Here is a 21,405-nt window from a genome sequence, read left to right as displayed (position 1 = left end):
CGTGCGGCCGACCGACATCCAGACGCTGATCGGGGTCGGTCGGCCCGCGATCGCCGCCACGGGTGCGTTCGCGGTCTTCGCGACCTCGCGCCCCGACCTCGAGGCCGACCGTGCGGTGGGCCAGCTGTGGCGGGTCGACCTGCCCGACGGCTCGCCGCGCCGCATCACGCGCGGGGTAGCGGACCGCGGTCCTCGTCTGTCGCCCGACGACAGCACCATCGCGTTCCTTCGTCCCGATGACAGGGGCCGCGCCCAGGTCTTCGTCGTCGCCGAACACGGCGGCGAACCCGTGCAGGTCACCGACCAGCCCGGGGGAGTGCTGGACCTGGCCTGGTCGCCCGACGGCTCGCGTCTCGGCTTCACCGCGCGCGTTCTCGAACCCGGGCGGTACGGCACCGTCGAGGGCCGGGATGCCGCAGCCGAACCGCCCCGCCGGATCACCGGCATCCGCTGGCACGCGAACGGTCTCGGCTACCTCGATCGGCCCGCCCAGGTGTTCGTCGTGGACGCACCCGCCACCGATGCTGAGCCGTTCTATGAGCCGGCCCCCGGTCTGGAGGCCTCGCAGAAGCGTGTCGTGCCCGAGCCCGCCGTGCAGCTCACCCACGGTGAGACGAGTTGGAGCGGCGTGGTCTGGACCACCGACGGCGCCGAACTGCTGAGCGTGCCCGACGTGATCGAGACCGCTCGCCGCGACCTGCGCGACCGGATCGTGGCGATCTCCGCCGACAGCGGCGAGCAGCGCGAGGTGCTGGGGTCGACCGAGAACCTCTCCGTGGCGACGGTCGATGTCGCACCCGACGGCGCCGTCTTCGCACTCGCGAACGACGTGGGCGACGAGGGCGCCGACTTCGTCGCGCCCGGTGTCGCGCTCTTCGTGCTCGACGTCGACGGCCCCCGCCTGCTCACCGACCCCGAGACGATCGACCTCGGCGAGGTCGGCAGCCACCTCTCCTTCGACGGCCACGACGTCCTCGTGCAGGACCGCACGCGCGGCCGGTTGCGTCTGTTGCGCGTATCGCGCGAGGGGCGGGTCGAGCAGGTGCTCGGCGGTGACCTCGAGGTGTCGGGGCACGCGGTGGCGCGGGGCCGGATCGTGGCATCCGTCGCCTCTCCCGAATCCTTCGGCGAGCTCGTTGTCATCGACGGGCCCGAGGTGCGAGCCCTCACGACGTTCGGCGCCGCCGCGCAGGCGGCGGGCATCGTCGTTCCGGTCGAGCACGAGGTCGCCGGCCGAGACGGGTACCCCGTGCACGGCTGGGTCGCGGTGCCCGAAGGCGAGGGACCGTTCCCCGTCATCCTGCAGATCCACGGCGGCCCGTACGCCTCCTACGGCGTGCACCTGTTCGACGAGACGCAGGTGCTCGTCGACGCCGGCTACGCCGTGGTGTACAGCAACCCGCGGGGGAGTGCCGGGTACGGCCGCGCGCACGGCCGGTCGATCCGCCGCCGCATGGGCACGCTCGACTACTTCGACGTCATGGACTTCTTCGACGGCATCGTCACGGCAGACCCGCGGCTCGACGCGCAACGGGTCGGCGTGATGGGCGGGTCGTATGGCGGGTACATGACCGCCTGGATCATCGCTCACGATCATCGCTTCACGGGTGCGATCGTGGAGCGCGGGTTCCTCGACCCCACGGCCTTCCCCGGGTCGAGCGACATCGGCTCGTTCTTCGGCGACGAGTACGTCGGCACCGATCCGCTCCTGGTCGCCGCGCAGAGCCCCATGGCCGTGGTCGATGAGGTCGAGACGCCCACGCTCGTGCTGCACTCCGAGCTCGACTACCGCTGCCCGCTCGAGCAGGCCACGCGCTACTACGCGGCCCTCAAGCGCAACGGCGTCGAGGCCGAGATGCTGGTCTTCCCCGGCGAAGACCACGAACTCACGCGCGCCGGTCGCCCGCAGCACCGCGTGCAGCGCTTCGAAGCGGTTCTCGACTGGTGGAGCCGCTACCTGCCGGTGCGGTGATGGAGAAGGGCCCGGATGCCACGGCATCCGGGCCCCTCGTCGATGAAGGTCAGACGGCCTTGCCGAACTGGATCGCGCGAACGATCTGGAAGCCACCGAGGATCACCAGCGAGATGCCGATCAGCAGGAACAGCGTCACCGCGCCCAGCAGGGGCGAGAACAGCAGCACGATCCCGGCGACGATGCTGACGATCGCGAAGAAGATCGTCCAGGCTCGCGCCTTCGAGGCGTGACCGGCGGTCGTGAGCGAGACGACGCCCTCGATGATCCACAGGATGCCGACCAGGGTGCCGATGAACACCCCGAACCACGCGGTCGTGGCAGACAGGTTCGCGAACGAGAAGATGCCCGCGACGATGAAGAGCACGCCGAGCACGAGATAGCCGACACGCGCCCAACCGGAGCGCCAGAACAGTCCGATGCCGATGTTCACCAGGCCAGCGATGATCACGTAGACCGAGATGATGCCGACGGCGACCTCGGCGGTGCGGCCGGGCCAGATGAGGATGAGCAGACCGATGACGAGCGAGAGGACTCCGCTGACGCCGAGCGCAGTGCGGACGGCGCCGACGGCGGGACTGGTCGTGGAGGGCGACATGACGAGCCTTTCTGAGTGAAAGCTGAGAACAGGTCTCACCCTAGACCCGAGGGTTGACGAGCGCGACCGGGGCTACGCGGGGGAGTGCTCGAGCAGGAGCGCCACGGTGAACAGCACCGGCAGGCAGCCGAGGGTGGAGATGAAGACGACGTCCCGCGACAGGATCTCGCCGACTCCGTAGCGCTGCGCGAAGTTGAAGACGTTCTGCGCCGTCGGGAGAGCCGCGAGCACGACGACGATGAACACCTGGTCGGCGGGCAGGGCGAACAGCGTCGCGACGAGCCACGCCAACGCCGGCATCGCGAGGAGTTTGAGCGCCGAGGCGATCACGACGTCGACACGCCTCCCCGGCTCGGTCAGCACGCGCTGGCCGTACAGCGACATGCCGTACGACATCAGCAGCACCGGCACGCAGGCACCCGCGATGAGGTGCAGGGGGTCGAAGACGATGGGCGGCAGATCGATGTCGAGCAGGGCCACCAGCACACCGAGAGCCGAGCCGATGAGCATGGGGTTCTTCGCCGTCTGCAGCAGAAGGCGCCCGAGATTTCGCGAGCCCGAGGTCGCGGCATCCAGGATGGAGAGGGCGATCGGCATGAGGATCAGCAACTGGAACAGGATCACCGGGGCCGAGTAGGCCGCGTTCCCGAGCATGTAGAGCGAGATCGGGATGCCGATGTTGTTGCTGTTGACCTGGCCCGCCGACAGCGCGCCGATCACCGTCTCGCCGACACGGCGCCGCAGGATCAGGGCCGAGACGAGGGCGTAGATGCCGATGATGACGGCGGCGGTGATCATCGACACCGGAAGCAGCGCCGAGAACAACGTCGCGACGTCGGCTTTCGCGAGCACCGTGAACAGCAGGAACGGCGAGAGGACGAAGAACGTCAGGCGGCTGAGCACGTGTCGCGCGTGCGGGCCCAGCAGGTCGATGCGGGCGATGACGTAGCCGACGACGACAGCGAGTCCGACGACGGCGAATCCGGTGAAGACGCCGCTCATGCGCCGGGGGCTGGCACGGGGGCGGCTGGGGGAGTCATCGCTTCGAGCGTAGCGGGGGTCTTGGTCCCGTCCGTGACGTCGTGGTGGGATGAGGCCCATGTATTCCGAGTTCGCACCCTTCTACGACGTCGTCCAGAGCGGGGCGGCCGAGGCCTTCGCCGGGTGGGTCGAGCGACGGGCGGGGGAGTCGGGACTTTCTCCGGCTTCGGTGCTCGAGCTGGGCTGCGGCACCGGAGCCGTCCTCGAGCTGCTGCCCGCGGAGTGGGAGAAGGTGGGCGTCGACGTCTCGCCCGAGATGCTCGAGATCGCCCGGACGAAGGGACTGGATGCCGCGTTCGTCGCAGCAGACATCCGGTCGCTGTCGCTGGAACGCACGTTCGACGTGGTTGCGTGCGTCTACGACACGATCAATCACCTGCCCGGGAGAGATTGGCCCTCGGTCTTTGCCACGGCCGCGGCGCACCTGGCGGACGACGGGGTGTTCCTCTTCGACATGAACACCCTCGGCCGTCTGCGGACGGATGCCGGTGAGGAGCACACGACCGAGGCCGACGGGACGACTGTGTCGATGCGTATTCACTCCGTCGGTGACGATCGTTACGACTGGCACGTGCGGATCGAAGGCGCCGGGGCGATCGTGGAGGACACGATCGCGGAGTACGCCGTGGCTCTGACCGAGGTGCGGGAGATGCTCGCCGATGCCGGGTTCACGCGGGTCGAGGTGAGCGGCGGTCGAGGCGTCCCGGTCGACGACGATGCGCGGCGGTTGTTCTTCGTCTGTCGGCGCTGAGGGCAACGCCCGCCGGTTCTTCGTTGAGGGGCTAGGGGTTGGGGATACCCTGCGCTTGGCTTGGCAACCGCGTCGGTGTGGAATAGATTACTTTGACCCGTTTCGGCCCGTTTCGTTCCGCTATTGTGGAGCTGTCCAAATCGTCGCGCAACCAGGCTTTGACATGAGCCGTTGCGCTTTGATGTCGGCGCCCCGAAGTGCAGTCTCCGAGGACGCACCGAGGAGCCGTCCGCCACGTCTCGTCCCGCTTATTCATCCCACGACGTTCCGTCTGCTTCCTGCAAGTCGCAAGGTCGGTGAAAGCTCTAGGAGCAGCCATGACCCGATCGCGCTCACTCACGGCGTCCGCGCGTCGCCGCGAACGTGGCGCCGTGTCGCCCTCGTCCTGACCGCCGTGGCGGCAGTGTTGGGCGTCGGCTTCGTCGCGCCCGCGGGCGATACCGGCGCGTGGTTCACCGCAAAACAGAGTCAGGGCGACAACTCCGTCAGCGCGGCGTCGCTCGGAGCTGTTTCGGGCTTGTCGGCGACGAGCCGCGACGACGGTGTAAACGCGCGATGGGTCGATGCTCAGCAGCAAAACTGGGCCACTGCGAACTCTGTGTCGTCCGGCGTCTCGTACGCGGTGACGCGCACGATTGACGGAAAGAACGCCACCACCGTGTATTCCGGAAGCGGAACGACGGCGAGTGACCCGTATCCCTTGGCCAAGACGTGGCAGACGCAGTCGACCTTCAGTGTCGGTGGCAACGTCGCCGGGGCCATCGATCACGGCACCCTCTACACGTGGGGATGGGAGGACCATTATGGAGCGCTCGGAACGAACACCACTCTCAACAAGTACCCGATGAAAGTGACGGTCCCGGGTGATCGCACCATCGTGAATTTTTCTTACAGCCTTTCCTCTGCAGCAGCCGTTGCAGCCGATGGAACGGTATGGATCTGGGGGTATCGCAGCGGTTCGGCGACTCCACGACTGTTCTCCGCACCCACGTCAACGAAAATTGTCTCGGCGACATACGACGGGTTCACCGTCCGTATGCTCGATGCGAACGGTGTCGTCTGGCGGGGGCCGGTTGACGGGAGCCTCACCGCGTTGAGTCTCCCCGGGGGTCGCCAAGTCGTCCAACTCACGAAAGGTGCGATGGTTCTCGCGAGCGACGGTACGGTGTGGTCCGTCGGCGGTAACGCTTCGAACCAGTATGGGCAACTCGCCAACGGAACTTTCGACCCGTCGGTCGATCCCGTGCAAGCCATTCTTCCGGCTGGCACCGCAGCCGTGAAAATTTCGAGTTACAGCGACAACACGGCGATCCTGCTGAACAACAACACCGTCTGGACTGCCGGGTCCAACAGAAGGGGCCAGTTGGGAGCCGCCCGGCCCGTAGGGAGAGATTCCTCGTACGCCTATCTACAGAAGTTTCAAGTTCCGGCCGACAAGACCTGGACCAATATCTCGGTTGGTTATGACACGATCGGCGCCATTGCTTCAGACGGGACCATTTATATGGCGGGCTGGGGGGAACAGGGGGCACTGGGTAATGGCTCGAAAGTCGACAGCAATGTGCCGGTGAAGACGTACAATCCAGATCGGGTTTCGTATAAAGTTCTGGAGTTGAGTTCTGGGAGCGTCCAGAGCTATGCCGTGGACCAGAATGGGACGTTCTGGGCGTGGGGTGGGAACTTGCCTTCGACCCCGGTCTTCGGAAACGGTGACGCTCAGTACTCCACCTATCCGTACCCCGTCATCGCGGCCACCGGATTGACCTATCAGGACGGGGGAGCGACTTTCACCACGTGCGACGACGGAGGTACTCCGAACTCCGCGGGGTACTGCCCTTTCCTTGGCCGGGTCACGTATGCGGTTTCTTACCAGTACCTCGCGTGGTCGGCGCCGTCAGCGTCCGTCACAGCGGCGTCCACGCCGGCGCAGACGGGTGCGGCCGTCGTGGGAGGGCCGGGAAGCAGTGGCATGTGTTTGACGATCCAGGGGAACAGTAGCGATCAAGGTACGCCGGTCGTCCTGGCGGCGTGCGACTCGTCGTCGTCGGGCCAGAAGTGGTCGACGTGGTCTGACGGAACGTTCCGCGCAAACGGAAAGTGCCTCGACATGAAGGGGAACACGCCAGGCAGCGTCGTCCAGCTGTGGGAATGCAACGGGCTCGGCTACCAGTGGTGGGTTCCTCGGGATGACGGATCGATGTACAACCCCTCGTCGAAGCTGTGCCTCTCGGATCCGAGCCGCAAGGCAACGGCGGGTACGCAGCAACGCATCGACACCTGCGACGGGAGCCCGTCCCAGACGTGGAAGCTCACGTGACCGCGTTGGCTCGTCCCTCATCCAGCTCCGGTACGTGAGTCCTCACGCGAATGCCCGGGGACGCACAGATCTGTGCGTCCCCGGGCATTCGTGATACCACCGATAATGCACATTATGTCAGCTTGTGAGAGGCGGGCGATATCGAGCACTCCCCGTATCGGGGGGCTCCGCGCGGAGATCTCGAACTGAGCTCGCCGCCCGCGGCCCCATTGTCTCGCGTGGCAACGGGGAGGCGCCGCGGATGCCGTCGCCGCATGATGCGCTCGGCTACCCCTGCGACATGGCTCTTCCTGCGCCAGTGCTGCTGGCGTGCTCCTCCGCTGATGACTGTTGAGCAACGCCGCCGCGCAATACCGTATTTTCCGATATAGTCCACTCCGGCCCGATTCAACCCGATATGTACCGCGGGCCGGGTTTCAGGCGCGCCGTTTCACGAACGATGCGGCGACGCTGACGTGCCCACGAGGCCGGGCTTGCGCTCGGCAGACGACTCAAGGAGCGTGCATGCGACGACCAACCATCCGGCGATCCGGTCTCTTCGCGACGAGCAGGCTTCTCGCTGCGACGCTGATCGTTGTGGCCGCGGCTGGTGCCATCGCCCCCGCCTCGCACACGGGAGCCTGGTTTACCGACTCCGAGTCAAGGTCAGGGAATTCTCTCGGGTCGGCGACGCTCGGCGCGCCCCAGAACTTCCGCAACAGCTGGAGTGCGTCCACCGGCAACACGCTCTCGTGGGACAGTGCGACGTCACAGACCTGGGCGACCGCGAACAACGTCACGTCGGGGATCAACTACCGGGTCACCCGTCACGTGGGCTCCTACCCCGCGAAAGATCTCTACACCGGGTCGAACACCTCTTTCACCGATCCGAATCCGAGTGGGCGCCACCTGCGCTATGCACGAGTTTCGGCGGGGCTGAAACACACGTTGGCGATCGATGAGAACGGGTACGTCTGGGCGTGGGGATACAACGGGAAAGGTGCTTTCGGTGACGGTACGACCACCTCGACCGACACACCTCAGCGGACGATCCTCCCATCTGGCCGAACCGCCGTGCAGATCGCGACCGGCAATATGTGGTCTGCTGCCCTCCTTGATGATGGGACGCTCTGGATGTGGGGATACAACGTCGGCAATCTCGGGATCGGCAACACCGACAATCAGGTGCTCCCCCAGCGCGTGATGTTTCCCGATGGTGTGGAAGTTGGGTCCCTTGGGCAGATACTCGGCGACTCTCAGACGATGTTCGTCATCGATCAGAACGGTGCGGTGTGGGCCTGGGGTATGAACACCGATGGGCAGCTCGGAGACGGCAGTGTCGACAGCACAACCAGGCCGCATGTGATTCCGGATCTACGTGTCCTCTCCATCTCGTCAATGGGCAGCCATGTCATCGCGACGGGATGGGGCGGCAGCGTCTGGTCCTGGGGTGACGGTGGTGATGGCCAAGTGGGTGACCACAGATATCAGGACCGTCTCCGGCCGTACCAGGTTGCCATGCCGTCGACTGCCGGTCGCATCGTGCAGGTTTCGTCCGGTGGCGACTACTCCGTCGCACTCGACAACAGTGGGGCCATATGGGTCTGGGGGGCGATAGCCGTCGGCGAGCGGACGCAGTCGTTGGATCCGGTGCTTCTCCCTACCCCACGCCTGCCCAGTGGAGTCCAGCCCACCGTGATAGCCACGGGTCCGAAGATGAGCACATGGAATCCCTACTGGTTCATTCCCAGCGTTCTCGTGGTCCTTTCAAACGGCGCCATGCTTCAGTATGACGTTGTCGATGACGAAGGCGTACTCCGTTACAACCTCGTTCTTGATGGGCACTTTATCGTGGACGTTTCTGTCGGTGGTGCGCAGCGCGTTGCTCGAACGACGGATCAATCCACCAGCGGACTGTATTTCTGGACGATCTCCAGTTCGGGCCAGCAATCGGACGCAGGGGTCGTCTGGTCGCCCGTGATCTGTCCGTACATGACACGGAAAGCCTCGGACGGCTCCTGTGTCTGGGATGGGCAGCTGAGCTACTCCGTCGATTATCAGTACGGGCCCTGGCGCTCTGACTACAGCGGTCTCGTCCTATAGGGCAAGCTGCACCGGAGGCAAGCGCCCACGGGCTTCGGCAGGTGAGCGAAGCCGGCTGAGACGCCCTGCGGCGTTGCTGTGTTCGATGCTGGATGTGGGCGAACGGTGTCAGAGGCCGAGAACGGCCAGCGCGACGGTCACTGTGGTGTCGTCAGCAGGCGCGTAGGACTCGCTGCCCGAATCATCGTGTCGGCCATCGTGCAGTTCGATCGACACCCCGGGAACGTAGACGTTCGAGTATCCCGGACTGTCGGCGGCGCCGTCCGTCGTCCACCGGATGCCGAGACCACTGACGCCGTCGAGGCGGGGGTCGTCGATGGGGGTCGGGGTCAGGTGTAGCATCTTGCCCTGCATCGCCAGCGCATCGCGGGTCGGGATGTCGTCAGCGGCGCTCACGGTCACGCTGGCGAAGGGTCCGTCGTCAGGTGCCGACCACTGGCAGAGGACTCCATCATCGGCGATGCTTTCGCCGACGAGCGTCATCCCGCTCACGAAGGACGGGATCACGTCGGTCACCTGCTCGCAGCTCGTGATGTGCGGGAAGGGTCTCGTCGAGGCCGACCCTGCGTCGCCGGAGATGCCCGTGTCATCTATCGACCCGGTGTCATCCGGGGTGAAGCTGTCGCCGGAGACGTCTGCGGCGGTCGCGCACCCGGCGAGGAGGGCGGCTGCGATCACACAGGTGGTAAGGCCGGCCGCCAACCGGCCGATCGGGTGATGGCGGAAGGGGGGCAGGTCGAGCGTCATCGCAGTCCTCAGGGCAGGAAGTGTTGTTATCGGTCGATAACACTACGGCAGGCTCTTCGCCATCCGCACGGCGTGTTCATGAAAATTCGATGAGTGATTGCCGCCGCGCACAAAGCCCCCCCCGCAGCCTTCCGGTCCCCGCGAATGCCGGCCATGCCTTGCGTGCCGAAGGCGGCCACACCGACAGCCCCCGGTCCTGACGGAGATCGACGAGATGCGTCCTTCACGCGTGCACACCCTGGGTGCGAGCGGCAGCGGAACCACGACCCTCGGTCACGCGCTGGCCGCACGATGGGCGGTGCCGCATGCCGACGCGGACGACTAACTTGTGGATGCCGACCACTCCCCCGTTCCTCCGCAAAAGGGAAGAAGCGCAGAGGGTGGCGTTGATGCGCGAGACGTTCGTGTCCCGTCCCGCCTGGGTGCTGTCAGGGTCGATGCTCGGGTGGGGTGAGTCGGTCGTCGCCGAGTGCGACGCGATCGTCTTCGTCACGTTGGACCCGGCGGAACGCCTGCGCAGGCTGGAAGAGCGCGAGATCGTCCGTCGCGCAGGCCGGCCTCACGACGACGAGGCCTGGCGCGCCTTCAAGACGTGGGCGAAGGGATACGACGACCCCACCTTCGACGGCCGTAACCGTGTCTATGAACGACGAAGTCCACTTCGTCACTCAGGGTGAACGGGTCACCGCATCAGTCCCACTCCGTCGAATCCAGCCAGACGCGCGTCATACCGCCCACGCTCAGGGCAGGGGTGTCGCTCAGTCACTCCGCACCCACCCTGCCGTCACGCCCAGCACGCGCGAACCGTCCAGGTCGCCCAGCGACAGGCCGGCGAACTGGGTCGCGGCATCCGAGGTCTGCCAGCGGAACCGCGGGGCCGAGGTGGTGGCGGCCTCGACGACGGTCTTCGCGGCGTCCTCCGCCGACTGCGCCGATGCGAACGAGGTCGCCGCGCGGTCGAGGTACGCCTGCTGCAGTTCCGCGTACGGGCCGGGGGCGGCGCGATGCACCGAGGCGACGAAGGACGAGGCGACGGCGGCCGGTTCGACGATCGACACATCGACTCCGAAGGGGGCGACCACCGGGGCGAGCGACTGCATGAGACCCTCGACGGCGAACTTCGCGCCGCAGTACGCGTCGGAGAACGGTTGCCCCACCGCTCCCCCGACGCTCGTCACGGTCACGATGCGGCCGCTCCCCCGCTCACGCATCCCGGGGAGGACGAGACGGGTCAGACGCGCGACCGACAGGTAGTTCGTCTCGAGCTGCTCCTGCAGCTCGTCGTCGCTCACCTGCTCGAGCGTGCCCACCGCGCCGCGCCCGGCGTTGTTCACGAGGATGTCCACGGGGCCCGCGGCCTCGATCAGGGCGCGGGCGGCCTCGGCATCCGTCACATCCAGCGCCCGGATGTCGAGCTCGACACCCGCTTCGGATGCCGCGGAGCGCAGGGCGTCGGCGCGCGCGGTGTCGCGGACGGTGGCGACCACCGTCACTCCCCGTTGCGCGAGCTGGATCGCGGTGTGCAGGCCGATGCCGCTGGTGGTTCCGGTGACGAGTGCGAGAGTCATGGTCTCATCATGCGCCTCGGATCCCATGGGTTCGGTGTGCGGGGGTTGTCCAGGGCATGCTGCGAGGGTGATCCCGTGGGGGATGACGAAACAAAGCGGGTGTTGGATCGCCGTGTGCGCGTGGTGCGGCGGTGGACGGTGGTCGCGGCGAGCGTGATCTACCTGCTGCTGCTCGCGCTGATCGTCGTCGTCTGGCCTGTCTCGCTTGACAGCGTAGACGCCCGTGAGGTGGTGGTGGGTCCCTGGACGGGCGAAGTCATCGTCACCGGAAGCATCGCGGCAGCCATCGTCTCGCTCGCCGTGATCGTGTTCGCCGTTCCCGCGCGGAGGTGGTGGTGGCTACTCTTGGGACCGCTCCGGGCGATCGCCATCGGGGCGATGGCGCTGGGCGGTCTCGCCTTCTCGTTGACCGATGACTCGGTCACCCCGATCGTCGCGAACGGATGCGAAACCGGGTACGTCGTGACCGAGCGCAGCTTCCTCTTCGCGGCCTCCGGCAGCGTTCGCCGCTTGGACGGCCTGATCGGGACATCGGTCGGCCGTACCGAGGTCGACGACGGTCACAAGCCCTTTCAGCAGCAGTCGTACATCGCGGTGACCGAAGGCGACACCCTCCGTGTCTGGAACACCTTTCAGAGCGTGGGGGAACGGCTCAGCACGTCCTCTCCGCCGTCGTTCGTCCTGCCGCGACTCGTCACCGAGACGAGCTGCGGTCTCGCGGGCGGTATCGACGCGGACGAACAGCCCCTCCCGGTTCCCACCGTCTCCGCCGACCCGGACGAAGGCCCTGCCCCCGCGCCCGCGACGGACGCGCGGACCGAGGTCGCCCGGATGGTGCAGCGAACTCTCGATGCCGCGGGTGGGACGGTGACGGATGCCGAAGGGGCGCCGCTGTCGGCCCCGCTCGCCTCCGATCTCCCCTGCGACGGAACGACCGCGTACGACCTCGCCATCCGCACGGACGACAACGCCGCCTCCTACGAGGCGATCCTGGCGGCATGGGACGCCGAGGGCTACGCGAAAGACCGGGCCATGCAAGAAGACCTTCGGTGCAACGGCGTGATGCGCCTGTCGGCTCGGGATCGCTCGAGCATCGACGGATTGCTGCACTTCTCGCTGACCGCGGAGTGCCGCGCGCCGTGAGCGCTCGAGCTCACCAGCTCGGCGTGAGCTCCACCCACCCGCCGCCGAACTTCGCTTGCCGGTTGTCTCCCGATGAGGTGCCGGTCAGCCGCCGGCGCACCCACGGGGCGACGTGCTCTCGGTAGTACGCCGAGCCCTTCAGCCGCTGGGTCTCGGGGATCTCGCGCAGGTTCCACCACTCCGCGGGCGGGGTGAGGCCGACCGACTCGATCACGCGCGCGGCGACCCGGTGATGACCGCGCGCATTCATGTGCAGCCGGTCGACCGACCAGAACTCCCCGCCCGCGAGCTTGCGGTCGAACCAGTTGTACGCCGTGATCACATCGGACCGGCCCTCGAGGCGCTTCTCGACGGCGCGCGAGAGGCGATCACCGCGGGCTTCGATGACCCTGCCGAGAGGAAGCCCGGCCGTGGGGTTCGCGCCCGACAGCACGATGAGCTTCACGCCCTCTTCATCGCAGCGGCGCACGACGTGGTCGAAGAGGTCGACGATGCGGTCGATGCCCGTCCGCGGACGCAGCATGTCGTTGCCGCCGCCGTTGAACGACAGGTGGGTCGGCTTCATCGCGAGAGCGGGTTCGAGCTGCTGCGAGACGATCGGCTCGATGAGCCTGCCGCGGATCGCGAGGTTCGCGTATTCGATCGGCTCCCCCGCGGCATCCGCCCATCCCTGCGCCGCCAGATCGGCCCAGCCCCGGACGGTGCCGTCGGGCAGTTCGTCGCCCACGCCTTCGGTGAACGAGTCGCCGATCGCGACGTAGCGGACGGATGCCATGGCTCGAGCCTACGCGGGCGCGATCCGGTCGCAGGCAACGGCTGCCCTCCGGGACGGGTCCCGTCGTGCGGCCGGAGGCCCGAGCGGAGAACACCTCCGCGACGCCTCGGGGTGATCTAGGCGAGAGCCCGCCCGCGCTGCTCGCGCAGGAACAGTGCCGCCACCACGGCCACCGCGAAGAACGCCGCGAAAACGATGAACAGCAGCGGGGCGCCCCCGAATCCGAGCAACGGCGGCACGGCGAGCGGCGCGAGAATCGACGCAATCCGCCCGACGCCCGCGGCCCAGCCGGAGCCGGTGGCGCGCAGCGGCGTGGGGTACGTCTCGGGGGTCGCGGCATAGAGTGCGCCCCAGGCGCCGAGGTTGAAGAACGACAGCGCCATGCCCGCGGCGATCACCGCGACCTCACCGGTCGCGGTGCCGAAGAGCACCGCGGCCACCGCGGAACCGGCGAGGAAGGCCGCGAGTGTCGCGCGCCGCCCCCAGACCTCGATGAGCCAGGCGGCGACCGCGTAACCGGGCAACTGCGCGAGCGTGATGACGAGGGTGAAACCGAACGAACGCACGAGGTCGTACCCCTGGGCGACGAGGATGGTCGGGATCCAGATGAACGCCCCGTAGTACGAGAAGTTCACGCAGAACCACAGCACCCACAGGGCCACGGTGCGGGCGCGGAGCGCCGGCGCCCAGAGCGCGCTCACGCGCGGTCGCGGGGCCGGAGTGGATGCCGAGGCCCCCTCCGTCGAGGCCTCGAGCGCGATCCGACCGGCCGCGGCCTCCAGATCCCGCACGATGACGATCGCCTCGGCGTTGCGTCCGCGCGAAGCCAGCCAACGCGGAGACTCGGGCAGACCCCATCGCACGACCAACGCGTACACGGCGGGGATCGCACCGAGCGCGAAGGCCCAGCGCCAGCCATCGGCGGACGACGGCACGACGAGATAGCCGATGAGGGCGGCTGCGGTCCACCCGACGGCCCAGAACGCCTCGAGGAAAACGATGAGCCGCCCCCGCATGCGCGCGGGTGCGAACTCGCTGACGTAGGTCGAGGCCACCGGCAGCTCGGCCCCGAGGCCGAGACCGACGACGAAGCGGAGCACGAGCAGCGCTGCCAGACCGCCCACCAGTGCACTCGCACCGGTGGCCACGCCGTACACCAGCAGAGTCAGCGCGAAGACGTGACGCCGACCGAACCGATCGGCCAAAAGCCCGCCGACGCTCGCCCCGATCGCCATGCCGGCGAAGCCCGCCGACGCGATCCACGACGCCTGCGTCGGCGCCAACTGCCACTGCACGCTGAGCGCGGCGATGACGAACGAGATGAGGCCCACGTCCATGGCATCCAGGGCCCACCCCAGACCCGACCCGCCCAGAATCCGCCCGTGACGACGGGTGAACGGCAGCGCGTCGAGACGTTCGGACACCCGAATGGTGTCGGTGGTCGTGGTCACCGGATGCCGGGGGCGTCGGCCGACGCGGGGGTGTCGGCGAGCATCTCTTCGACGAGAGGACGCACCTTGGTGCCGTACAACTCGATGCTCGACAGGAGCCGGTCGTGCGAGATGGACCCGCTCGCGATCTTCATCTGGAAGCGTGAGTTGCCCAGTGCCCGCACGGTCGCGGCGATCTTGCGGGCGACGGTCTCGGGCGAACCGACGTACAGCGACCCCTCGGGGCCCACGTCGTGCTGGAAGCGCATGCGGTTGTACTCGGGCCAGCCGCGCTCACGGCCGATGGTGTTGTTGAGCTCCGCGACGCCCTCGAAAGCCTCGTCCCACGCCTGCTCGTCGGTCTCGGCGACGTGGCCGGGCGAGTGCACCGAGATCGGCATCTGGGGTTTGCCGAGCTCTGCCAGGGAACGGCGATACAGATCGGCGTAGGGGCGGAAGCGGGCAGCCGAGCCGCCGATAATGGCGAGCACGAGACCGTAGCCGTAGCGGGCCGTGCGCACGACCGACTCCGGTGAGCCGCCGACGCCGACCCACGCGGTCAGACCCGTCTCGGTCTTGGGGTACACATCGGCATCCTGGAGCGCGGCGCGCGTGCGACCCGACCAGGTGACGGGCTTCTCGGTCAGCAGGTGCGAGAACAGCTCCAGCTTCTCTTCGAACAGCTGCTCGTAATCGGCGAGGTCGTAGCCGAAGAGGGGGAACGACTCGATGAACGAGCCCCTCCCGAGGATGACCTCGGCGCGTCCGTTCGAGATGGCATCCAGGGTGGCGAAGCGCTCGTACACGCGCACGGGGTCGTCGCTCGATAGCACGGTCACCGCGGTGCCGAGGTGGATGCTCTTCGTCCGCGCGGCGGCTGCGGCCAGGACGATCTCGGGGCTCGTGACCGCGAAGTCCTTGCGGTGGTGCTCGCCCACTCCGAAGAACGACAGACCGACCTCGTCGGCCAGAACGGCCTGGTCCACGACGTTTCGGATGGTCTGTGCATCGGACAGCAGCGACCCGTCGGGGGCGCGCGAGATGTCTCCGAAGGTGTCGAGGCCGAGCTCGAGGGAACGGGCGTCCATGGGGTCTCCTTGCATTCGGATGAATGAACTTTACGCGACGACGGGGTATTCCCCCGCATCGCCGAGGGGCGCCGACTCGGCGACGCCCCTCGGGGAGATCAGGCGGATGCCAGCGCTGCGCGCAGCGTGTCGAGACCGACCCCGCCGATGTCCAGCGCGCGCGTGTGGAACTGCTTCATCGAGAAGTCGGAGCCGCGGCGTTGCTCCTCTTCGTCGCGCACCTGCTCCCAGATGCGCTGACCGACCTTGTACGACGGCGCCTGTCCGGGCCAGCCGAGGTAGCGGTTCACCTCGAAGCGCACGAACTCCTCGCTCATGTTCACGTTCTTCATCATGAACGCCAGAGCGTAGTCGTGGTCCCACACGCCGGTGCCGTCCAGTCGCGGCTTCTGCAGGTGCACGCCGATGTCGAGCACCACGCGGGCGGCGCGCATGCGCTGCCCGTCGAGCATGCCGAGGCGATCGGCGGGATCGTCGAGGTATCCCAGCTGCTCCATGAGGCGCTCGGCATAGAGCGCCCAGCCCTCGGCGTGGCCGCTCGTGCCCGCGAGAAGGCGACGCCACGAGTTGAGCTGGGCGCGGTTGTACACGGCCTGCGCGATCTGGAGGTGGTGCCCGGGAACGCCCTCGTGGTAGACCGTGGTCAGCTCGCGCCAGGTGTCGAACGTGTCGACGCCCTGGGGAACCGACCACCACATGCGTCCCGGTCGCGAGAAGTCGTCGGTCGGGCCGGTGTAGTAGATCCCGCCCTCATTCGTGGGCGCGATCATGCACTCGAGGTTGCGGATGGGTTCGGCGATGTCGAAGTGCGTGCGACCGAGTTCCTCGACGGCCTTGTCGCTCGTTCGCTGCATCCATTCCTGCAGGGCCTTCGTGCCGCGGAGCTTGCGCGACTCGTCCTTCTCGAGGAAGGCCACCGCCTCTTCGACGCTGGCGCCGGGCAGGATCTCGTTCGCGATGGCCTCCTGCTCGGCGACCATGCGCGCGAGTTCCTCGACGCCCCACTCATAGGTCTCGTCGAGGTCGATCTCGGCGCCCAGGAAGTGCCGGGAGTGCAGCGCGTACATCTCGCGCCCGACCGCGTCGGTCTCGCCCGCCACGGGAGCGAGCTCCGACGACAGGAACGACGCCAGCGAGTCGTACGCGACGCGTGCGGCGTTGGCGTGGGTCGAGAGGTCTCGAGCGAGGGATGCCGGCAGCTGGCCCTCGTCGGGAGAAGCCTCGCCCACGAACTCGGCGAAGAACCCCGTGTCGGAGGTGTAGCGGGCGATCTGCGTGACCACCTCGGTCACCTGGCGGCGAGCGGGAACGATGCCCTCGCTGATGCCCTGACGAAGGGTCGAGATGTAGCCGTCGATCGCGCCCGGCAGGGCCTTGAGTCGCGCCGAGATGGTCGACCAATCGTCGACGGTCGCCGTCGGCATGAGGTCGAAGGTCGAGCGGATGTCCTGCGCGGGAGACGCGATGACGTTCAGGTCGCGCAGGTGCGTCTTCGCCTCGTGCTGCTCGATCATCAGCGCGAGCTCGCGGCCCAGGTCCATCTTGGTGACGGTGTCGATCGCATCGACTGCGTCGGCGCCGTCGAGGGCCGCTTTGCTCGCGCGGGCGTCGGCGATGAGGGCCTCGGCACCCTGGGGGCTGTAGTCGCCGAAGCGTCCGTTGTGCTCGAAACGCCCGATGTAGGTCGCGCGAGTCGGTTTACGCTCGGCCAGGGTGTCGACCCACGCGTCGGCGATCGTGTCGATCGGCGTGGGGGTGCGTTGTGCGTCAGTCATCCTCCGAGCCTAGGGAAGCTGGGACCGGTCCGCACGTCCCCCCGTGCGCAGCGGTGCGGAGTGAGCTGACGGGAGGAGATCCGGGAACGGAGGAGCCTGTGGCCACCGTGGGTGCTCCCGTTCTCGGGATCTCCTCCGGTCAGCCGGTTCGCCGGGCTGTAGGTTCGCGGGCGGCCGGGGCCGCTAGTGCCCCGCTTCGTCCCAATCGCCGCCGCGGCCGATCTGCACGTCGAGCGGTACGGAGAGATCGGCTGCGTCGGCCATGCGTGCGCGGACGATCTGCTCGACGGCATCCCACTCCCCCGCCGCCACCTCGACGACGAGCTCGTCATGGATCTGCAGCAGCACGCGCGAACGCAGGCCCGCGGCCGCGAGCTCGTCGCGGATACGGAACAGGGCGACCTTCATGATGTCGGCGGCGCTGCCCTGGATGGGGGCGTTGAGAGCCGCGCGCTCGGCGTTCTCGCGAAGGACGCGGTTCATGCTCGTGAGGTCGGGGAACGGGCGACGCCGACCGAAGATCGTCTCGGTGTAGCCGTCCTGCCGCGCCTGCTCGACCGAGCCCCGCAGGTAATCGCGCACCGCGCCGAAGCGGGCGAAGTACTCGAGCATGAGCTTCTTGGCTTCGGACTGCTCGATGCGCAGCTGCTTCGACAGACCGAACGCCGAGAGCCCGTAGACGAGGCCGTACGACATCGCCTTGACCTTGGTGCGCATCGCCGGGGTGACGTCCTCGGGTTCGACGCCGAAGACGCGCGCGCCGACGAAGCGGTGGAGGTCTTCACCGGAGTTGAACGCCTCGATGAGCCCCGGGTCGCCGGAGAGGTGCGCCATGATGCGCATCTCGATCTGCGAGTAGTCGGCCGTGAGCAGCGTCTCGTAGCCCTCGCCGACTTCGAACGCGGCGCGGATGCGCCGGCTCTCTTCGGTGCGGATCGGGATGTTCTGCAGGTTCGGGTCGGTGCTCGACAGACGCCCGGTCTGGCTGCCGGTCTGCACGTAGGTGGTGTGGATGCGGCCGTCCGCACCGGTCGCGGCGTCGAGGGCGTCGATGATCTGCTTCAGCTTCGTCGCCTCACGGTGGCGCAGCAGCAGGTCGAGGAAGGGGTGGTCGGCGCTCTCTTGCAGGTCGGCGAGGGCCGCGGCATCCGTCGTGTACCCGCTCTTCGTCTTGCGGGTCTTCGGCAGCTGCAGCTCGTCGAACAGCACCTCTTGCAGCTGCTTCGGCGAGCCGAGGTTGACCTCATGGCCGATCGCTGCGTAGGCGTCGCGCGCCAGGGCGTCGGCGCGGGCGGCCAGCTCGCCGGAGAAGCTCGACAGCTTCTCGTGCGAGACGGCGACGCCGGCGAGCTCCATGTCGGCCAGGGCCGTGAGCGTGGGAAGCTCGATGTCGTCCAGCACCTCGGCGACGCGGCCGGGGAGTTCGGCCCGCTGGGCCTCGGCCACCCGGCGGGCGAACCACGACAGCTGCCCGGGGGTCGCCCCCTCGGTCTCGGGGACGAGCTGGGTGGGATCCGCCACGGGGAGCTTCTCGTCGAGCACGCGCTCCACGAGGTCGCCGAGCGTCTTGTCGGGGAAGCTCGGTCGCACGAGCCACCCCGCGAGCACGACGTCGAACGCGAGAGCGCCGACGGTCAGGCCACGGCGGGCCAGCGCCTTGATCTGCGGCTTGGCATCGGCGAACACCTTGGGGGCATCGGATGCCAGCCACGACGCGAGCGCGTCGCCCACGGCATCCGTCCACTCGGTCTCGACCGCGGCGTCGGCCGAGGCGAGACCGATCGCGGTGGGCTGCGAGCCCTCGAGCGTGACAGTGACGCCGACCGGGCCCTCGGCCGCGGCGGCCCAGGCTGCCAGGGCCTCGGCGTCGAGACGCTCGGGGGCCGGAGCGGTCGCGGTGGGGCGCTGTTCCTCTACCTCGCCAGCGTCGCCACCGAGCGCGTCGAACACGCGCGGCAGCAGGGTGCGGAACTCGAGGCGCGCGAAGATGTCGCGCACCGCCTGGGCGTCGAGCGGGTGCATCTTGAGGTCTCGCGGGCCGACGGGCAGCTCGACGTCGCGCAGCAGACGGTTGAGGGTGCGGTTGCGACGCACGCCGTCGATGTGCTCTCGCAGATTGCCGCCCACCACACCGGTGATCTTGTCGGCGTTGTCGAGAAGCGCGTCGAGCGAGCCCCACTGCGTCAGCCACTTGACCGCGGTCTTCTCGCCGACCTTGGGCACGCCCGGCAGGTTGTCGCTGGTCTCGCCGACCAGCGCCGCGATCTCGGGGTACTGCGCGGGCGGCAGGCCGTACTTCTCGATCACGGCGGCGGTGTCGTACCGCTTGAGCTGCGAGACGCCCTGCACGTTCGGGTAGAGCAGCGTCACGTCGTCGGTGACCAACTGGATCGTGTCGCGGTCGCCCGAGCACACGAGCACCTCGAAGCCCTGTTCTTCACCCTGTGTGGCGAGGGTCGCGAGGATGTCGTCGGCCTCGAAGTCTTCCTTCGCCAGCACCGGCACGCCCATCGCACGCAGGCAGTCCTGCAGGAGAGGGATCTGGCCCTTGAACTCGGCGGGCGACTCGCTGCGATTCGCCTTGTACTCGGCGTACTCGCGGGTGCGGAACGACTGGCGCGAGGTGTCGAACGCCACGGCGAGGTGCGTGGGCTTCTCAGCCTTGACGAGGTTGACGAACATCGACAGGAAGCCGTAGATGCCGTTGGTGTGCTGGCCGTCCTTCGTCGAGAAGTTGTCGACCGGCAGGGCGTAGAACGCCCGATACGCCAGCGAATGGCCGTCGACGACGAGGAGAGTAGGCTTTTCGGCATCCGTCACCCCTCCAGCGTAACGAGAACCACGGACACTCCCCCGGCCCCGGCCCGATCGAAGGCGATGATGACCTCCACGACCCCCGACACGACTTCCGGCCTCGACTGGGCGAAGGAGCGCGGAATGGGCGCCCTGGCCGAGAAGATGGGCATCGAGTGGGTCGAGTTCTCGGTCGAGCGAAGCGTCGCCACCATGCCGGTCGAGGGCAATACGCAGCCGGTCGGCCTGCTGCACGGCGGCGCCTACGTCGTGCTGGGCGAGTCGCTCGGCTCGATGGCCGCGAACCTGTACGCCGGGTCGGGCAAGCTCGCCGTCGGCATCGACATCAATGCCACGCACACCCGTTCGGCGACATCGGGGATCGTGACGGGCGTGTGCACGCCGGTCCACCTCGGCCGCTCGCTCACCGTGCACGAGATCGCCGTCTCCGACGAGCAGGGCCGCCGCTGCTCGACGATCCGCATCACCAACATGATCAAGGACGCCCCGCGTCCCTGACGCCGCGAGGCCCCGGGCTCGTCGAAGGGTTCTCCTCCGACGCGATGTCACGGTGGATCCGACGATCCCGGCCCCACCCGGTACACGCCGAAACGAAAAATGGATGCCACCGAAGCGGCATCCATTTGACGGAGGGTTCTGACTAGGCCTTCTTGGGGGCCAGCTGCTCGATGATCGCCTTGGCGACGTCCTGCATGGTGAGGCGGCGGTCCATCGACGCCTTCTGGATCCAGCGGAAAGCCTCGGGCTCGCTCAGCCCCATCTTCTCGTTGAGCAGGCCCTTCGCGCGGTCCACGAGCTTGCGGGTCTCGAAGCGCTCGACCATATCGGCGACCTCGGCCTCGAGCGTGATGATCTGCTCGTAGCGAGCGAGGGCGATCTCGATCGCGGGGAGCAGGTCGTTCGGCGTGAACGGCTTCACGACGTACGCCAGGGCGCCGGCCTCGCTGGCGCGCTCGACGAGCTCCTTCTGGCTGAAAGCGGTGAGGAGCACGACGGGAGCGATGTGGTTCTTGCTGAGCTTCTCGGCGGCGCTGATCCCGTCGAGCTGCGGCATCTTGACGTCCATGATCACGAGATCGGGACGAAGCTCGGTGGCGAGCTGGACGGCGGTCTCGCCGTCGCCGGCCTCGCCCACGACGTCGAAGCCGTTGTCGCGGAGAATCTCGACGATGTCGAGGCGGATGAGCGACTCGTCTTCCGCGACCACGACGCGTCGGGGGGCGGCCGGAGCGTTGGCCGGAACGGCTTCTTGATCAGTCACGGAACCATCCTAAGTCTGGTGGGGCGCGAAGCCCCGGATCACA

At 67.7% G+C, this 21,405-nt stretch carries 17 protein-coding genes; 7 read left to right on the top strand and 10 right to left on the bottom strand.

Translation table 11 applies throughout. The annotated features are described in order from the left end of the window. Position 1: 1 nt before the first annotated feature. Entirely contained in the window at positions 2-1,972 is a 1,971-nt protein-coding gene (locus QE454_RS14495; RefSeq protein WP_307460276.1) for a S9 family peptidase, read from the top strand. Between the two features lie 49 nt (positions 1,973-2,021). Here QE454_RS14495 and QE454_RS14490 read toward each other — a convergent pair whose 3' ends face one another. Together QE454_RS14490 and QE454_RS14485 are read right to left on the bottom strand one after the other, a co-directional pair. Then, positions 2,022-2,570 carry an HdeD family acid-resistance protein gene (locus tag QE454_RS14490; protein ID WP_210075238.1) on the bottom strand — a complete coding sequence of 183 codons (549 nt, stop codon included), beginning with the start codon at positions 2,568-2,570 and terminating at the stop codon, positions 2,022-2,024. Positions 2,571-2,642: 72 nt separating this feature from the next. Further along, a complete protein-coding gene (locus QE454_RS14485; RefSeq protein ID WP_210075236.1) occupies positions 2,643-3,572 on the bottom strand; it encodes an AEC family transporter in 930 nt (309 codons plus the stop codon). A gap of 97 nt (positions 3,573-3,669) precedes the next feature. Between QE454_RS14485 and QE454_RS14480 the strand changes: the two genes are divergently transcribed. From QE454_RS14480 to QE454_RS14470, 3 genes are all read left to right on the top strand, one after another. Then, the gene (locus tag QE454_RS14480; protein ID WP_307460280.1) at positions 3,670-4,362 is read left to right on the top strand and encodes a class I SAM-dependent methyltransferase; all 693 of its coding nucleotides are present in this window, start codon (positions 3,670-3,672) and stop codon (positions 4,360-4,362) included. A gap of 406 nt (positions 4,363-4,768) precedes the next feature. Then, the gene (locus QE454_RS14475) at positions 4,769-6,679 is read left to right on the top strand and encodes a ricin-type beta-trefoil lectin domain protein (RefSeq protein ID WP_309668722.1); all 1,911 of its coding nucleotides are present in this window, start codon (positions 4,769-4,771) and stop codon (positions 6,677-6,679) included. 504 nt (positions 6,680-7,183) lie between these two features. Beyond that, positions 7,184-8,761 carry a hypothetical protein gene (locus QE454_RS14470; protein ID WP_307460288.1) on the top strand — a complete coding sequence of 526 codons (1,578 nt, stop codon included), beginning with the start codon at positions 7,184-7,186 and terminating at the stop codon, positions 8,759-8,761. 108 nt (positions 8,762-8,869) lie between these two features. Here QE454_RS14470 and QE454_RS14465 read toward each other — a convergent pair whose 3' ends face one another. Then, complete coding sequence (locus QE454_RS14465; RefSeq protein WP_307460292.1) at positions 8,870-9,508, bottom strand: hypothetical protein; 639 nt, start codon at positions 9,506-9,508, stop codon at positions 8,870-8,872. A gap of 389 nt (positions 9,509-9,897) precedes the next feature. On the opposite strand from QE454_RS14465, the gene QE454_RS14460 reads away from it, so the two are divergent. Next, complete coding sequence (locus QE454_RS14460; RefSeq protein ID WP_309668721.1) at positions 9,898-10,185, top strand: hypothetical protein; 288 nt, start codon at positions 9,898-9,900, stop codon at positions 10,183-10,185. An 81-nt stretch (positions 10,186-10,266) separates the two neighbouring features. On the opposite strand, the gene QE454_RS14455 is transcribed toward QE454_RS14460, so the two are convergent. Next, a complete protein-coding gene (locus QE454_RS14455) occupies positions 10,267-11,076 on the bottom strand; it encodes an SDR family oxidoreductase (RefSeq protein WP_307460298.1) in 810 nt (269 codons plus the stop codon). 75 nt (positions 11,077-11,151) lie between these two features. Here QE454_RS14455 and QE454_RS14450 point away from each other — a divergent pair, with 75 nt between their 5' ends. Further along, on the top strand, positions 11,152-12,219 hold the full coding sequence (locus tag QE454_RS14450; RefSeq protein WP_307460302.1) for a hypothetical protein: 1,068 nt from the start codon (positions 11,152-11,154) through the stop codon (positions 12,217-12,219). A gap of 10 nt (positions 12,220-12,229) precedes the next feature. Here QE454_RS14450 and QE454_RS14445 read toward each other — a convergent pair whose 3' ends face one another. The 5 genes from QE454_RS14445 to polA form a co-directional block, all read right to left on the bottom strand. Then, a complete protein-coding gene (locus QE454_RS14445; protein ID WP_307460305.1) occupies positions 12,230-12,994 on the bottom strand; it encodes an SGNH/GDSL hydrolase family protein in 765 nt (254 codons plus the stop codon). A gap of 116 nt (positions 12,995-13,110) precedes the next feature. Beyond that, entirely contained in the window at positions 13,111-14,445 is a 1,335-nt protein-coding gene (locus tag QE454_RS14440; RefSeq protein WP_309668720.1) for an MFS transporter, read from the bottom strand. After that, complete coding sequence (locus QE454_RS14435) at positions 14,442-15,512, bottom strand: LLM class flavin-dependent oxidoreductase (RefSeq protein WP_210075217.1); 1,071 nt, start codon at positions 15,510-15,512, stop codon at positions 14,442-14,444. Before QE454_RS14435 ends, QE454_RS14440 begins: the two co-directional genes overlap by 4 nt. A gap of 98 nt (positions 15,513-15,610) precedes the next feature. Continuing rightward, the gene (locus QE454_RS14430; protein ID WP_210075215.1) at positions 15,611-17,287 is read right to left on the bottom strand and encodes a DUF885 domain-containing protein; all 1,677 of its coding nucleotides are present in this window, start codon (positions 17,285-17,287) and stop codon (positions 15,611-15,613) included. Between the two features lie 183 nt (positions 17,288-17,470). Beyond that, positions 17,471-20,107 (bottom strand): DNA polymerase I, encoded by a 2,637-nt coding sequence (gene polA, locus QE454_RS14425; protein WP_210075213.1) that lies wholly within the window; start codon positions 20,105-20,107, stop codon positions 17,471-17,473. A gap of 60 nt (positions 20,108-20,167) precedes the next feature. Here polA and QE454_RS14420 point away from each other — a divergent pair, with 60 nt between their 5' ends. Further along, positions 20,168-20,599 (top strand): hotdog fold thioesterase, encoded by a 432-nt coding sequence (locus tag QE454_RS14420; protein WP_210075211.1) that lies wholly within the window; start codon positions 20,168-20,170, stop codon positions 20,597-20,599. A gap of 142 nt (positions 20,600-20,741) precedes the next feature. Here QE454_RS14420 and QE454_RS14415 read toward each other — a convergent pair whose 3' ends face one another. After that, positions 20,742-21,362 (bottom strand): ANTAR domain-containing response regulator, encoded by a 621-nt coding sequence (locus QE454_RS14415; protein ID WP_115918621.1) that lies wholly within the window; start codon positions 21,360-21,362, stop codon positions 20,742-20,744. Between the last annotated feature and the right edge of the window lie 43 nt (positions 21,363-21,405).

The sequence above is a fragment of the Microbacterium sp. SORGH_AS_0454 genome, assembly GCF_031453395.1.
GTDB lineage: Bacteria > Actinomycetota > Actinomycetes > Actinomycetales > Microbacteriaceae > Microbacterium.
Note: the sequence above shows the minus strand (reverse complement) of the source record. Positions and strands in the feature narration are given on the sequence as shown.

What these genes read in the sequence shown, in the direction of transcription:
- QE454_RS14465 (WP_307460292.1), bottom strand. Translation starts at nt 9,508, where the DNA reads ATGACGCTCGACCTGCCCCCCTTCCGCCATCACCCGATCGGCCGGTTG.
- QE454_RS14445 (WP_307460305.1), bottom strand. Translation starts at nt 12,994, where the DNA reads ATGGCATCCGTCCGCTACGTCGCGATCGGCGACTCGTTCACCGAAGGC.
- QE454_RS14430 (WP_210075215.1), bottom strand. Translation starts at nt 17,287, where the DNA reads ATGACTGACGCACAACGCACCCCCACGCCGATCGACACGATCGCCGAC.
- QE454_RS14435 (WP_210075217.1), bottom strand. Translation starts at nt 15,512, where the DNA reads ATGGACGCCCGTTCCCTCGAGCTCGGCCTCGACACCTTCGGAGACATC.
- QE454_RS14460 (WP_309668721.1), top strand. Translation starts at nt 9,898, where the DNA reads ATGCGCGAGACGTTCGTGTCCCGTCCCGCCTGGGTGCTGTCAGGGTCG.
- QE454_RS14480 (WP_307460280.1), top strand. Translation starts at nt 3,670, where the DNA reads ATGTATTCCGAGTTCGCACCCTTCTACGACGTCGTCCAGAGCGGGGCG.
- QE454_RS14420 (WP_210075211.1), top strand. Translation starts at nt 20,168, where the DNA reads ATGACCTCCACGACCCCCGACACGACTTCCGGCCTCGACTGGGCGAAG.
- QE454_RS14490 (WP_210075238.1), bottom strand. Translation starts at nt 2,570, where the DNA reads ATGTCGCCCTCCACGACCAGTCCCGCCGTCGGCGCCGTCCGCACTGCG.
- QE454_RS14470 (WP_307460288.1), top strand. Translation starts at nt 7,184, where the DNA reads ATGCGACGACCAACCATCCGGCGATCCGGTCTCTTCGCGACGAGCAGG.
- QE454_RS14485 (WP_210075236.1), bottom strand. Translation starts at nt 3,572, where the DNA reads ATGAGCGGCGTCTTCACCGGATTCGCCGTCGTCGGACTCGCTGTCGTC.
- QE454_RS14455 (WP_307460298.1), bottom strand. Translation starts at nt 11,076, where the DNA reads ATGACTCTCGCACTCGTCACCGGAACCACCAGCGGCATCGGCCTGCAC.